The 12,945-nt window shown below is 47.0% G+C and carries 11 protein-coding genes and 2 tRNA genes; 1 reads left to right on the forward strand and 12 read right to left on the reverse strand.

Translation table 11 applies throughout. The annotated features are described in order from the left end of the window. Positions 1-25: 25 nt before the first annotated feature. The 11 genes from infB to rlmE form a co-directional block, all read right to left on the reverse strand. Positions 26-2,698, reverse strand: coding sequence for a translation initiation factor IF-2 (infB, locus tag RCH83_RS08300; protein ID WP_306520887.1), 2,673 nt, complete (start codon positions 2,696-2,698; stop codon positions 26-28). Between the two features lie 24 nt (positions 2,699-2,722). Further along, positions 2,723-4,219: a transcription termination factor NusA gene (gene nusA, locus RCH83_RS08305; RefSeq protein WP_306520889.1), complete on the reverse strand. Its 1,497-nt coding sequence runs from the start codon at positions 4,217-4,219 to the stop codon at positions 2,723-2,725. A 29-nt stretch (positions 4,220-4,248) separates the two neighbouring features. Further along, on the reverse strand, positions 4,249-4,704 hold the full coding sequence (gene rimP / locus RCH83_RS08310) for a ribosome maturation factor RimP (protein WP_306520891.1): 456 nt from the start codon (positions 4,702-4,704) through the stop codon (positions 4,249-4,251). 277 nt (positions 4,705-4,981) lie between these two features. Beyond that, positions 4,982-5,058, reverse strand: a tRNA-Met gene (locus RCH83_RS08315). A 140-nt stretch (positions 5,059-5,198) separates the two neighbouring features. Further along, positions 5,199-5,282 (reverse strand) — tRNA-Leu (locus tag RCH83_RS08320). A gap of 32 nt (positions 5,283-5,314) precedes the next feature. Further along, complete coding sequence (gene secG, locus RCH83_RS08325; RefSeq protein ID WP_306520893.1) at positions 5,315-5,653, reverse strand: preprotein translocase subunit SecG; 339 nt, start codon at positions 5,651-5,653, stop codon at positions 5,315-5,317. A gap of 2 nt (positions 5,654-5,655) precedes the next feature. Continuing rightward, positions 5,656-6,399: a triose-phosphate isomerase gene (gene tpiA / locus RCH83_RS08330; protein ID WP_306520895.1), complete on the reverse strand. Its 744-nt coding sequence runs from the start codon at positions 6,397-6,399 to the stop codon at positions 5,656-5,658. A gap of 161 nt (positions 6,400-6,560) precedes the next feature. Then, positions 6,561-7,895: a phosphoglucosamine mutase gene (glmM, locus tag RCH83_RS08335; protein WP_306520897.1), complete on the reverse strand. Its 1,335-nt coding sequence runs from the start codon at positions 7,893-7,895 to the stop codon at positions 6,561-6,563. Continuing rightward, a complete protein-coding gene (folP, locus tag RCH83_RS08340; protein WP_306520899.1) occupies positions 7,892-8,731 on the reverse strand; it encodes a dihydropteroate synthase in 840 nt (279 codons plus the stop codon). Before folP ends, glmM begins: the two co-directional genes overlap by 4 nt. 257 nt (positions 8,732-8,988) lie before the next feature. Continuing rightward, a complete protein-coding gene (ftsH, locus tag RCH83_RS08345; protein ID WP_306520901.1) occupies positions 8,989-10,911 on the reverse strand; it encodes an ATP-dependent zinc metalloprotease FtsH in 1,923 nt (640 codons plus the stop codon). 54 nt (positions 10,912-10,965) lie between these two features. Further along, a complete protein-coding gene (gene rlmE, locus RCH83_RS08350; RefSeq protein ID WP_306520903.1) occupies positions 10,966-11,595 on the reverse strand; it encodes a 23S rRNA (uridine(2552)-2'-O)-methyltransferase RlmE in 630 nt (209 codons plus the stop codon). 83 nt (positions 11,596-11,678) lie between these two features. On the opposite strand from rlmE, the gene yhbY reads away from it, so the two are divergent. Next, entirely contained in the window at positions 11,679-11,975 is a 297-nt protein-coding gene (yhbY, locus tag RCH83_RS08355; RefSeq protein ID WP_260657311.1) for a ribosome assembly RNA-binding protein YhbY, read from the forward strand. On the opposite strand, the gene RCH83_RS08360 is transcribed toward yhbY, so the two are convergent. Next, positions 11,972-12,376 (reverse strand): hypothetical protein, encoded by a 405-nt coding sequence (locus RCH83_RS08360; protein WP_306520906.1) that lies wholly within the window; start codon positions 12,374-12,376, stop codon positions 11,972-11,974. The genes yhbY and RCH83_RS08360 overlap by 4 nt on opposite strands. Positions 12,377-12,945: the final 569 nt, after the last annotated feature.

A 12,945-nucleotide genomic window follows, 5' to 3' on the forward strand; every position in this document is an offset into this window, starting at 1 on the left:
TACAGTGTTAAATCAGGAGCTTGCGTTACAGAGTACGCACAACCTGAATCACTTCAAACACTTCAATCTGGTCGCCTTCGCGCACGTCGTTGTAGTTCTTCACGCCGATACCACATTCAAAACCGTTGCGAACTTCAGACACGTCATCTTTAATACGACGCAGTGATTCCAGTTCACCTTCGTAAATAACCACGTTGTCACGCAGTACACGAATTGGTGCGTTACGTTTCACTACACCTTCAGTAACCATACAACCTGCGATAGCGCCAAACTTCGGAGAACGGAACACAGCACGAACCTGCGCCAGACCAATGATTTGTTGCTTAAACTCAGGAGCCAGCATACCTGTCATGGCCGCCTTCACTTCGTCAATCAGCTCATAAATGATGCTGTAATAACGTAAGTCCAGACCTTCTTCGTCAACCAGTTTACGGGCAGTCGCGTCAGCACGGACGTTAAAGCCGATAACGATAGCCGATGAAGCAGCTGCCAGTGTTACGTCAGTTTCAGTGATACCACCAACGCCGCTACCAACAATCTTCACTTTCACTTCGTCGGTAGACAGTTTCATCAGTGATTCGCTGATGGCTTCCACTGAACCTTGTACGTCGCCTTTCAGAACGATGTTCAGTTCAGAAACGTCACCATCTGTCATGTTAGCAAACATGTTTTCCAGGTTGGCTTTTTGCTGACGGGCCAGTTTCACATCGCGGAACTTGCCTTGACGGTACAAAGCAACTTCACGGGCTTTACGCTCGTCTTTTACTACTGTTACTTCGTCACCGGCTTGTGGCACACCAGATAAACCTAAAATCTCGACCGGAATAGACGGACCTGCGGTTTTAACTTCTTTACCGTTTTCATCGCGCATTGCACGAACACGGCCGTATTCAAAACCACAAAGCACGATGTCACCCTGATGCAGCGTACCTTCCTGAACCAGGATTGACGCTACCGGGCCACGGCCTTTGTCCAGACGGGATTCAATGACCACACCACGGGCCAGGCCCTGAGTGACGGCTTTTAATTCCAGCAGTTCAGCCTGGTTCAGAATGGCTTCAAGTAAATCGTCGATGCCCATACCGGTTTTGGCAGAAATTGGCACAAACTGAGTATCACCACCCCATTCTTCCGAAATAACCTCAAACTGAGATAATTCGTTACGAACGCGGTCCGGATCTGCATCCGGTTTATCCATTTTGTTCACTGCAACAACTAAAGGCACACCAGCAGCTTTCGCATGCTGAATCGCTTCTTTAGTTTGTGGCATCACACCATCGTCTGCAGCAACGACCAGAATAACGATATCTGTTGCTTTAGCACCACGGGCACGCATTGAAGTAAAGGCGGCGTGACCTGGCGTGTCGAGGAATGTCACCATACCGCGTTCAGTTTCAACGTGGTAAGCACCGATATGCTGCGTAATACCACCGGCTTCGCCAGCTGCTACTTTTGCTTTACGGATATAATCCAGCGTTGAAGTTTTACCATGGTCAACGTGACCCATAACGGTAACAACAGGTGCACGAGGTTCTAACTCGCCCTGGCCTTCACGGTCAGACATCACCGCTTCTTCCAGCTCGTTTTCTTTGGTCAGGGTAAATTTGTGGCCCATTTCTTCACAGACAATGGCCGCAGTTTCCTGATCAATCACCTGGTTGATAGTCGCCATAGCGCCCATCTTCATCATCACTTTAATAACTTCTGACGCTTTCACTGCCATTTTGGCGGCAAGCTCAGCAACAGTGATGGTTTCACCAATCTTCACTTCACGCTCCACAGGCTGCGCCGGTTTATTAAAACCATGCTGCATACTGGTTGGGGTTTTCTTTTTCTTGTGGCGATTGGCGCGGTTAAAAGCGTCTTTATCGTCATCATCTTTTTTCTTGGTTTTGCCAACAGGGGCTTTTTTACCATGACGACGACCACCACGCTCATCGCGTGCGTCAACTTCGTCTTCGGCCTGTTTGGCATAAACGTTTGATGTAAGATGATAATCACCCACTTCAACCGGGGCTTTTTCTTCTTTTGCCCAACGTTCAGCGTTTTCTTCAGCCAGTTTACGGGCTTCTTCGGCCTGACGTTGTGCTTCTAATTCCAGCTTACGCAGACGCTCAGCATCTTGTTGCGCAATGATACGGTCAGCTTCGCGTTTGGCATCTTCTTTCGCCTGACGACGGGCTGCTTCTTCCGGATCATCTTTCAGCAGCTGTGCACGGGCTTCAGCCTGTTTTTTCGCTTCTAAAGCTTTACGTTCAGCTTCGGCCTTTTTATCGGCTTCTTCTTTTGCTTTGCGCTCAGCAGCAGCTTTTTCAGCAGCCTGACGTGCTTCTTCCGCTTTCACCGCTTCTTCGGCTAAACGGGCTTCTTCTGCGGCCTGAGCTGCAGCGTCATCCACCAAGGGGCGTTTGACATAAGTTTTTTGTTTTAACACCTGCACCTGAATTTCGCGGTTACGGCCTGCGCCGCCACTTACGCTCAGTGTGGTAGTTTCTTTGCGTTTTAATGTTAAACGCGATGGCTCAGTGCTGGCACCGCCATGTTGTTTGCTCAGATGATCCAATAAAGACTTTTTCTCGTCTTCTGAAACCATCTGACCGGCTTGCTTCGGGATGCCCGCATCAGCAAATTGTTGGACTAACCGATCAACAGTCGTTCCCACATCACTGGCTAGTTTTTCAATCGTTACTTCCGCCATGTCAATGTTACCTCCGTTGACCAATCAGTTTTCTTCACTAAACCAAACAATATTACGTGCAGCCATAATCAGCGCGGCAGCTTTTTCTTCGTTCATTTTTTCAATTTCGAGCAAATCATCGACACCTAATTCAGCCAGATCGTCGAGCGTCACAACACCTTTGCTTGCCAGCACGTAGGCAGTGTGCGTTTCTAAACCAGGCAGGTTCAACAGCGCTTCACTCGGCGTAGAACCTTCCAGTGATTCTTCACTGGCCAGTGCCCGAGTGGTCAATACAGCCTTGGCACGCTTACGCAGTTCTTCAACTGTGTCTTCGTCCAGACCATCAATAGCCAGTAACTCACTGACTGGTACATAAGCAATTTCTTCCAGTGAAGAGAAACCTTCATCCACCAGAATACCTGCGAAATCTTCATCAATTTCCAGCGCAGACATAAAAGCTTCCAGCGCTTTGGAATTTTCTTCCTGATGCTTTTTCTTCATATCAGACACTGACATCACGTTCAGCTCCCACGCCGTTAACTGGCTGGCTAAACGCACGTTCTGACCGGCACGGCCGATGGCCATTGGCAGGTTAGCGTCTTCAACTGCGATATCCATGGCATGACGTTCTTCATCAACGATGATAGAGGCCACTTCAGCCGGCGCCATAGCGTTAATCACAAACTGAGCCGGATTATCGTCGTACAGCACTATATCAACACGCTCACCGCCCAACTCACCGGAAACGGCCTGCACACGTGAACCACGCATACCCACACAAGCACCCACAGGGTCGATGCGACGGTCATTGGTTTTGACGGCAATTTTAGCGCGTGAACCCGGGTCGCGTGCTGCACCGCGGATTTCAATCATTTCTTCGCCAATTTCAGGCACTTCAATGCGGAACAGTTCAATCAGCATCTCAGGGCGGGTGCGGCTTAAAAACAGCTGGGCACCACGGGCTTCCGGATTTACCGCAAACAATAAAGCGCGGATACGGTCACCAGGACGGAAAGTTTCGCGTGGGATCATTTCTTCCCGTGCCAGCATGGCTTCGGCATTGTTGCCTAAATCCACAATCACGCTGTCACGGTTTACTTTTTTAACCACACCGGTCACAAGCTCGCCGACCTGGTCGATATAAGCTTCCACCACTTGTGAACGTTCAGCTTCACGTACTTTTTGTACGATAACCTGTTTCGCCATTTGGGTGGTGATACGGTCAAATACAACAGATTCAATCTGCTCTTCAACATAATCGCCAATCTGCAGATTAGGTTCGTCGTACTGTGCAGCTGACAATGTCATTTCACGGGTTGGATGCTCCATCACGTGATCATCAGCAACCACCTGCCAACGACGGAATGTTTCGTAAGAGCCGGTTTTGCGGTCGATAGAAACACGAACTTCGATGTCGCTTTCATTTTTCTTTTTGGTAGCGGCTGCCAGTGCATATTCTAACGCCTGGAAAATCTTTTCACGCGGCACAGACTTCTCGTTTGAGACCGCATCAACTACTAATAAAATTTCTTTTGCCATGTTTTCTGCCTCACTAAGAGCCGGTTAACTTAAAAAACCGGTACTACGTTTGCTTTATCTACGTTATCCATAAGCAAACGATAAGGTTTGCCATCCACTTCAATTACTAACATGTCATCGACGATTTCCAGCAACTGTCCTTTAAAACGACGGCGGCCGTCCTGCGGGATCGCCAGCTTTACTTCAACTTTCTGGCCAACAACTTTGGCAAAATGTTCAGCAGTAAATAACGGACGGTCCAGACCAGGAGAAGAAACTTCGAGGTTGTATTCGTTTGGGATCGGATCTTCAACATCAAGGATGGCGCCCACTTCACGACTCACAACGGCACAGTGGTCAACAGTGACTCCGTCCGGATGATCAATAAAAAGCCGCAATGTGGAATGACGCCCAGCAGGCACGAACTCACAACCCAACAATTCAAAGCCTGCGGCTTCTACAGTTGGCGTTAACAGCTCGGTTAAGCGCTGTTCTTGTTTAGTCAAAGAGACCTCCAGAAATAAAAAAAGGGCATATAGCCCAGAATTTTAGTACATCAATACTTCAGATATAAAAACGCCCCGAAGAACGGGGCGAAATTAAATCCGAAAAAACAAGATATCGCCAATCTTGTTTATAAATCTGGTCTGTTCACAAGAGTATTTACCGGACAATACGGCATTATCGAGGAACAAGATGCAAAGGTCAGTTCACCTTTGCACTAAAGTTAACCTGCCATTATCGCAATTTGCTTAAGGTCTGAAAGTTGAACTTTAGTTAAGTTGGTTGCGGGAGCCGGATTTGAACCGACGACCTTCGGGTTATGAGCCCGACGAGCTACCAGGCTGCTCCATCCCGCGTCCGTAACTGGCGTGCATTATATAGTGCTGAGCACTCTATCGCAAGATTTGTTTTAGCTGTCACTGAGTTAGTTTGTTTTACGGCAATGGTTTGCAGCAGACGAGGTTTCTTACAAACAACTTAACTCAGGATTAAAGAATGGTGCCGAGAGCGGGACTCGAACCCGCATGCCTAGGGCACTACCACCTCAAGGTAGCGTGTATACCAATTTCACCATCTCGGCTTAACTTTTACTGCTTGGCAGTTGTCAGTAACTTAGTTACCAACCGGAATATCTTTGGTTGTGTCTTTCTTTTCTTCAGCTGCAGGTGCTTTTTCAACCACTGGTGCCGACAGGTTTTCAAATTCTGAATTTTGTTCAATATGTTTGGTGTTGAAATTACCTAACACCAGACTTAACGCAAAAAATATCGTTGCTAACACTGTGGTTGAACGGGTCAGAAAGTTGCCTGTACCTGAAGAACCAAAAATTGTTGCAGACGCACCGGCACCGAATGAAGCGCCCATATCAGCGCCTTTACCATGCTGAATAAGCACAAGGCCGATAATCGCCAGTGAAACTATGACGTATAATGCAATTACGATTTCGTACATGGTTAATCCTGTGCACTCTGGCAAATAGCAGCAAATTCTGCTGGTTTTAAACTTGCACCACCGACCAGAGCACCGTCTATGTCAGGTTGTGCGAACAGTGCAGCGCAATTTTCTGCGTTAACGCTGCCGCCGTACAAAATTCTTACTTGTTCTGCAGCTTCTTTATCGTATTGACTCAAATGAGTTCTGATAAAAGAATGCACTTGTTGAGCTTGTTCTGGTGTGGCTGTTTCGCCTGTGCCTATCGCCCAAACCGGCTCATAAGCTATCACCGAATGCCTAAGCAATTCAGGGTGCGCAGCATACACTGCATCCAAATGCTGTGCAAGAACCTGCATAGTTTTTTCTTGCTGCCTTTCGGTTAAAGTTTCGCCAAAACAAACAATTGGCGTTAATTTAGCCGAAATTGCCTGCTTAGTTTTGGCTAAAACCACAGCGTCAGTTTCAGCAAATAGTGCACGGCGCTCTGAGTGACCAATAATCACATATTCTGCCCCTGCGGCGCGCAGCATATCAGCACTTATTTCACCTGTGAAGGCACCACTGCGCTCAGTGCTGACATTTTGACCACCCAACTTGTACTGGCTACTTTTTGGAAAGCCAGTTAGAAATATTACAGGTGGGCAGATCAGAATTTCAGCCTTACAGGCTGTTATGTGATTTAAAATTGCACTGGTCTGTTCTACCAGATCGACACTGCCATTCATCTTCCAATTAGCGGCAATTAATGGTCTGCGTTGTGTCATGGAAACTCCCAGTATTAAGCGGGCGAGATATTAACGAACAAGGCTGTGGCACACAAGTCATCACCTATAAAAAAAGCGCCATTGGCGCTTTTTTTATAGGTGATTGCCGGTTTCTGCTGCTTCATTCAGCTTATTAAAATTGCAGCAAACCGGCATTTTACCTAACTGGCAATTTTCACAGCAGCAGCGATTTTCTCTGCATATTCACGTACCTGATCCTGTTGCCTTCCTTCTACCATTACGCGAATTAAAGGTTCAGTACCGGATTTGCGGATAAGCACACGGCCCTGGCCGGCCAAATCCTGCTCAACTTGTGCAATAACCTCTTTTACATGCAGGTTTTCCAGCGGCGCAGTGCCCTTTTCAAACTTCACATTCACCAGCACCTGTGGCAGTTTGGTCATGCCATGGCTCAGGTCAGCCAGTGACAAATTGGTGTCTATCATCGAAGCCAGCACTTGCAAGGATGCAATAATGCCGTCGCCCGTGCCGGCATGGTCCAGATTCAACACATGACCAGAGTTCTCTCCACCAATACGCCAGCCTTTTTCCTGCAGCAATTCCATCACATAACGATCGCCTACTTTGCTGCGGGCAAATGGAATATCAAGTTCAGCAAGCGCCAGTTCAAGCCCCATATTGCTCATTAAAGTGCCAACCACCCCACCTTGCAACCGGCCACGTTCTTTGGCAGAGCGGGCAATCATATAAATAATTTCATCACCGTCAATCTGACGGCCGGTGTGGTCAACCATCATCACACGGTCACCGTCGCCGTCGTAAGCTATACCCAGGTCGGCTTTGAGTTCAACCACAGCCTGTTGCAAAGCGTCGGTGTGAGTCGCACCACATTTTTCGTTGATATTCAAACCATTAGGACTACAGGCGATAGTGTGAACTTCGGCACCAAGCTCTTTAAACACATTGGGTGCAATGTGATAAGTGGCGCCGTTGGCGCAGTCCAGCACTATGGTATAACCACTTAACGACATATGTTTGGGTAAATGGCTTTTACAAAATTCGATATAACGACCAGAGGCGTCGTCGATACGTTGTGCTTTACCCAGTTTCTCTGACGGTTCACATACCATAGGCTGTTCAAGTTCAGCTTCAATCGCCAGCTCAATTTCATCATCGAGCTTAGAACCGTTGGCCGAGAAAAACTTAATGCCGTTATCATAATAAGGGTTGTGTGAAGCACTGATGACAATACCGGCTTCGGCACGGAAGGTATGTGTCAGATAAGAGACGGCAGGCGTTGGCATAGGGCCAAGCAAACGAACGTCGATACCGGCGGCAATTAAACCTGCTTCCAAGGCAGTTTCCAGCAAATAACCTGAAATACGGGTGTCTTTACCAATCAGCACTTTACGTGTGCCACGCTGCGATAAAACACGACCTGCTGCCCAGCCTAACTTCATGGCAAATTCTGGTGTTATCGGAAACTCACCAACACGACCACGCACACCATCGGTCCCAAAATACTTCCTGCTCATTCAAATTCTCCAAACATTGTCGCTTCAGCCACAGCTATTGCATCGGCTGTTTCTTTGACATCATGCGCCCTGATAATACGGGCGCCATGCATAACGGCTATTGTGGCACAGGCAATACTGCCTGCCAAACGTTCTGATACAGGCTTATTCAGCAATTGCCCGACCATTGACTTTCTCGACATGCCAGCCAGTACCGCAAAGCCAGATTGTTGAAATGTCGAGAGTTCAGCCAGCAGCTGATAGTTTTGTGCCAGCGTTTTAGCAAAACCAAAACCAGGGTCGAGAATAATCTGCGAAGGATTTATACCTGCTGCGATACAAAGTTCTGCCCTTTGTTGTAAAAAGCTAAGAACTTCATTGGTTACATGCTGATAATCAGTGAGTTGCTGCATTGAACCCGGCATACCTCGCATATGCATCAGACACACCGGCACTTGTGTTTTTACTGCGATCTCAATAGCGCCTTGGTCCTGTAATGCCCTAACGTCGTTAATCATATCGGCGCCGGCATCAATAGCTGCTTTCATCACAGCCGCTTTGTAGGTGTCAATGGAAATAACAGTATCAAACTCACGGCGGATAAGCTCAATGACAGGTATCACTCTATCGAGCTCCTCTGTTTTTGATACTTCAGCTGCACCAGGCCGGGTCGACTCGCCACCTATATCAATAATATTGGCGCCGTCTTTGAGCATTTGTTCAACCTGACGCAAAGCGGCATCATGGCCAACAAATTTACCACCATCGGAAAATGAATCCGGCGTCACATTTAAAATGGCCATCAGTTTGCAGCGTTTGAGCGATAGCTGACGACCGCGCGGTAAAGCTAAAATCATATATACCTCTTAAAACAGCAGCTGCGCCATACTTTGCATCAATTTGAAAGTTACACACTCTACACTGCGCCCGACAAACTCTGCGGCCAGGCAGTTAAAAAGTTGCGATTCGATACTATGCTAAGTAGCAGCGACTTGATCACAAAGATCTGAAACATCAGCTTATTTTACTGCGTCAGACCCGTTAACCGCTGATAATTTTTGGCTTTAAAAACAAAACCCCGAACAAGTCGGGGTTTTTAAAAACTTACACTAACTTAGTGCAGTGGGCTTTCAGCTGGTTTGTCGTCAACTGCCGCATCTGTTGTTGTTGCTGCGGCATCACCACCTGAACTTTGATCAGGCTTTTTATCTTTTGGTTCCCAATTTTCCGGAGGCCGAACGTCTCGGCGTGCCATCAAATCATCAATCTGTTTAGCATCAATGGTTTCATACTGCATCAGACAATCTTTCATCGCATGCAGAATATCCATATTTTCTTCAATCAGCTGTTTTGAACGCGCGTAGTTGCGGTCAATAAAATCACGGATTTCGGAGTCAATAAGTTTCACAGTGTCTTCAGACATACTTTTGTTTTTTGTCACAGTACGACCTAAAAACACTTCGCCTTCTTCTTCGGCATATAGCAGTGGACCCAGTTTTTCAGAGAAGCCCCACTGGGTGACCATTTTACGCGCCAGGTTAGTGGCCCGTTCAATGTCATTTGAAGCGCCGGTACTGACAGCTTCAGTACCATAAATGATTTGTTCGGCAATACGGCCACCAAACAACGAGCTGATCATACTTTCCAGATAACGTTTGGAATGACTGACTCTGTCGCGCTCAGGTAAATACATAGTGACACCCAGGGCGCGGCCACGTGGAATAATACTCACTTTGTACACAGGGTCGTGTTCAGGCACCAGACGACCGACAATAGCGTGCCCTGCTTCGTGGTAAGCCGTCATTTCTTTTTCTTTTTCCGTCATCACCATAGAACGACGTTCAGTACCCATCAGAATTTTGTCTTTGGCTTTTTCAAACTCATCCATCGACACGACACGACGGTTGTTACGGGCGGCAAACAGCGCTGCTTCGTTCACCAAATTGGCTAAGTCAGCACCTGAAAAACCAGGGGTACCACGGGCTATTAATGATGCATCAACACCATCACCTAATGGCACTTTACGCATATGCACTTTCAGAATTTGTTCACGGCCACGCACATCCGGTAAACCAACAGTGACCTGACGGTCAAAACGACCCGGACGTAATAACGCAGGATCTAACACGTCTGGCCTGTTGGTCGCAGCAATGACAATAATGCCTTCGTTACCGTCAAAACCATCCATCTCAACCAGCATCTGGTTTAAGGTTTGTTCACGTTCGTCGTGACCACCACCTAAACCGGCACCACGCTGACGGCCTACGGCGTCAATTTCATCGATGAAAATAATACAAGGTGCGGCTTTTTTCGCTTGTTCGAACATGTCGCGCACTCGTGAGGCACCAACACCCACAAACATTTCAACAAAGTCAGAACCTGAAATGGTGAAAAACGGTACTTTTGCTTCACCGGCAATGGCTTTGGCTAACAAAGTTTTACCTGTACCTGGTGGGCCAACCATTAATACGCCTTTTGGAATACGGCCACCGAGTTTCTGGAAGCGTGACGGATCTTTTAAATAATCGACCAGCTCAGATACTTCTTCTTTCGCTTCATCACAACCTGCTACATCAGCAAAAGTTGTTTTAATTTGATCTTCACCCATTAAACGGGCACGGCTTTTACCAAAAGACATAGCGCCTTTGCCGCCACCGCCCTGCATCTGGCGCATAAAGAAAATCCAGACACCAATCAGCAGTAACATCGGGAACCAGGAAATAAAAATCTGACCAAGCAGACTGCCTTCTTCCGGCTGCACACCTGTGCCATCCACACCGTTTTCAATCAGGTCTTTTAACAAACCATCGTCGTAACCACCTGGGATCACAGTTTCAAAACGCTGACCATCACGTTTTACGCCGGTCACTAGGCCAGCTCGGTCAACTTTTACTTCGCGTACCTGACCTTGTTTCACGTCGTTAATAAACTGCGTGTAACTGGTTTGCCGCTCGCTACGGTCGGTTGGACTGAAGCTGTTGAACATCGTCATCAAAATGACGGCGATCACCAGCCATACCATTAAATTCTTTGCCATGTCGCTCAAGGTTATAACCTCTTGTTACCAGAAAATGCTTCTGTTGCTACTTTACTAGAGTTTGAAGCCTGTCGCCACGATATAAGTCTCGCTCGAACGTGAACGTGACGAATCGGGCTTTCGGATCCGTACAGTGCTAAATACATTACGGATGTTTTGCACATATTGTTCAAAACCATCACCATGAAATACTTTGACCACAAAACTGCCGTTCTGTTTCAATACTTTACTGCACATATCCAGCGCCAGTTCCACCAGGTACATACTGCGGCTTTGGTCAACTGTGGCATTACCGCTCATGTTGGGGGCCATGTCGGACAACACCACATCAACATTGCGGCCACCGATACGGTCAAGCAGCGCATTGAGCACTGCATCTTCACGAAAATCACCCTGCAAAAAGGCAACACCGGCCAGTGGATCCATCGGCAAAATATCACAGGCAATCACAAAACCTGAAGGTCCAACCAGCTCAGCCGCCAGTTGCGACCAGCTGCCTGGCGCCGAACCTAGGTCAACAACGGTATTACCCTGTTTAATCAGCTTGTCTTTTTGTTGTATTTCTTCGAGCTTAAATGAAGCCCGCGAACGTAAACCTAATTTTTGTGCTTTATGCACAAAAGGATCGGATACATGTTCCTGCAGCCACCTCGATGAACTGGCAGAACGCTTTTTCTTGGTCATGGAACTACTCTTAATTGGTCTTCCCTGCAAGATGGCGGTACAATAGCGTAATTTCAAGCTTTCCCAATGGAAAAAGTCTACTTATGAGTTTATCAAACAAACAAAAACAGTTTTTAAAAGCAAAAGCACACGAATTAAAGCCAATTATTCTGTTAGGCGGTAATGGCCTCACCGAGGGTGTGATGGCTGAAATTGATCTGGCACTTGAGCATCACGAGCTGATTAAAGTAAAAGTACCAAGTATTGACCGTGACGAAAAAGTTGCAGTAATGGACGCTATAGTGCGTGAATCCAAAGCAGAAAAAGTTCAGGTAATTGGCCACATTCTGGTGCTTTACCGTGCTGCCAAGGAGAAAAAACTGGTATTACCGCGCGGCTAAGTTTTTATTGTCAGATAACCGGCCGCCTGTAAATGCAGGCGGGCAGTTTCTTCATCATCAACAAAATTACGTATCACATCATCAGGTTGTTCCACATCCGTCGCTTTTAAATATTGCCAGAGCAATAAAGGATCGGCAGGTTTAATTACTTCCACATGTTTTAACTGATTGGTATAACTCCAGCTCACAACAGCTTTAAATAAATCAAATACTTGCTGCGGGCTCATTTGCCACAATCTCATATCAACCACTACGGCCCACTCGCTGCCAAGCAAGGGTTGTGCTGCTGCTTTAAAATCTTTTTGATAGTCAGAAGCCACCAACAGCGTCGACACACCATTAGCACGTACCCACAAAGTGCGCTGCTGCACTTCCAATTGATAAGCTTTTATATGTTTCATCAGAACTCCAACCGCCCGGCTCCGGAAGCGAACAATCATGGCTGAGAGCTCAGCCAGCAGCATAAGAATCGTCTCTGCATCACCATGTTACACCACGCATTGAATTGCTTGTCAATGCAACCTTGGTCGCAACATTCTCTGCTGACTCCGCCTGATCTCATAACTGCAGTTCTGCTGCAAGCTAAACTTCATCGACTTGATTGCAAAATGTAAAGCGGGACAAAACTACCTCGGATGCGGACTAGCGCACAAAAATTCCAGCGCTTTGTCTGACAGATAACCTTGATAAAGCACTAAAGGCAAGGTACTTGATAAAGACTGCCAATGTGGCGTGATGACAGTATCCATTTTTGGTCAAAGGTTCTCTTTAACGAAAATTTGCAGCACACTGTGCGATGACTTTAAATTGTGACAATAAAAAAGCGGCCGAAGCCGCTTTTTTTATTTACTGTGACCCGTCCTGAATAATGTTGACACTTTTTATCCTGAACCGTGGAGAGTGTCATGAATGCAATAGCCAAGCGTACGCAAAAAGATTATTCCCTTGCCTTTAAATTAGCGGTGGTGGC

Source organism: Rheinheimera sp., from assembly GCF_030824435.1.
Lineage (GTDB): Bacteria > Pseudomonadota > Gammaproteobacteria > Enterobacterales > Alteromonadaceae > Pararheinheimera.

Excerpts from the sequence above, each read along its gene's own strand:
- glmM (WP_306520897.1), bottom strand. The coding sequence starts at position 7,895 with ATGAGCAGGAAGTATTTTGGGACCGATGGTGTGCGTGGTCGTGTTGGT.
- yhbY (WP_260657311.1), top strand. The coding sequence starts at position 11,679 with ATGAGTTTATCAAACAAACAAAAACAGTTTTTAAAAGCAAAAGCACAC.
- secG (WP_306520893.1), bottom strand. The coding sequence starts at position 5,653 with ATGTACGAAATCGTAATTGCATTATACGTCATAGTTTCACTGGCGATT.
- infB (WP_306520887.1), bottom strand. The coding sequence starts at position 2,698 with ATGGCGGAAGTAACGATTGAAAAACTAGCCAGTGATGTGGGAACGACT.
- RCH83_RS08360 (WP_306520906.1), bottom strand. The coding sequence starts at position 12,376 with ATGAAACATATAAAAGCTTATCAATTGGAAGTGCAGCAGCGCACTTTG.
- rlmE (WP_306520903.1), bottom strand. The coding sequence starts at position 11,595 with ATGACCAAGAAAAAGCGTTCTGCCAGTTCATCGAGGTGGCTGCAGGAA.
- tpiA (WP_306520895.1), bottom strand. The coding sequence starts at position 6,399 with ATGACACAACGCAGACCATTAATTGCCGCTAATTGGAAGATGAATGGC.
- ftsH (WP_306520901.1), bottom strand. The coding sequence starts at position 10,911 with ATGGCAAAGAATTTAATGGTATGGCTGGTGATCGCCGTCATTTTGATG.
- nusA (WP_306520889.1), bottom strand. The coding sequence starts at position 4,219 with ATGGCAAAAGAAATTTTATTAGTAGTTGATGCGGTCTCAAACGAGAAG.
- folP (WP_306520899.1), bottom strand. The coding sequence starts at position 8,731 with ATGATTTTAGCTTTACCGCGCGGTCGTCAGCTATCGCTCAAACGCTGC.